This is a genomic window from Raineya orbicola (assembly GCF_002843425.1).
Classification (GTDB): Bacteria; Bacteroidota; Bacteroidia; order Cytophagales; family Thermonemataceae; genus Raineya; species Raineya orbicola.
Genome location: NZ_NKXO01000102.1, coordinates 1 through 565, shown reverse-complemented (window position 1 = coordinate 565; position 565 = coordinate 1). Strand labels below are relative to the sequence as shown.

Below are 565 nucleotides of genomic sequence, written 5' to 3'. Positions count from 1 at the left end.
ATATGAGTCAATTACCTCTAAGTCCGCTAAAATTAGTTGAAATTTTCGTAAGTGTAGATGATTTTTTGAAAAATTTTTCGCCTGCTCTACAAAAATATCTTGTGGGGGAGGATAAATGGTCAAAACGAGCAATGAACAAAAGCGAAGTGATGAGTATTCTGATATACTTTCATCTATCAGGTTTTAGGAACTTCAAAAGCTACTACAATGTGGCAATAAAAGTTTTTTTTCGGAGTTATTTTCGCACACTTTACCCTTATGAACATTTTGTAAGTTTGCAATCTTCTTTATCTTTGGAGTTATATGCCTACTTGAACCTTTGTTGTTTAGGCAAGTGTGATAAAGCCAATTACATAGACAGCACGAGTTTAGAGGTTTGTCATATTAAGCGAAGCAAAGTGCATAAAGTATTCAAAGGGCTTGCCCAGAAGGGTAAGAACAGTATGGGCTTCTTTTTTGGTTTCAAATTACACTTGATTTGTAATCAAAGAGGCGAAATTGTGCGAATACTACTTACTTCGGGCAATAAAGCGGATAATAATGAGAAGGTGCTTATGGAACTATT

At 34.9% G+C, this 565-nt stretch carries 1 protein-coding gene; it reads left to right on the top strand.

The annotated features are described in order from the left end of the window. The coding region (locus tag Rain11_RS13795) for a transposase (RefSeq protein ID WP_165778160.1) at positions 1-565 on the top strand (565 nt) is incomplete at both ends.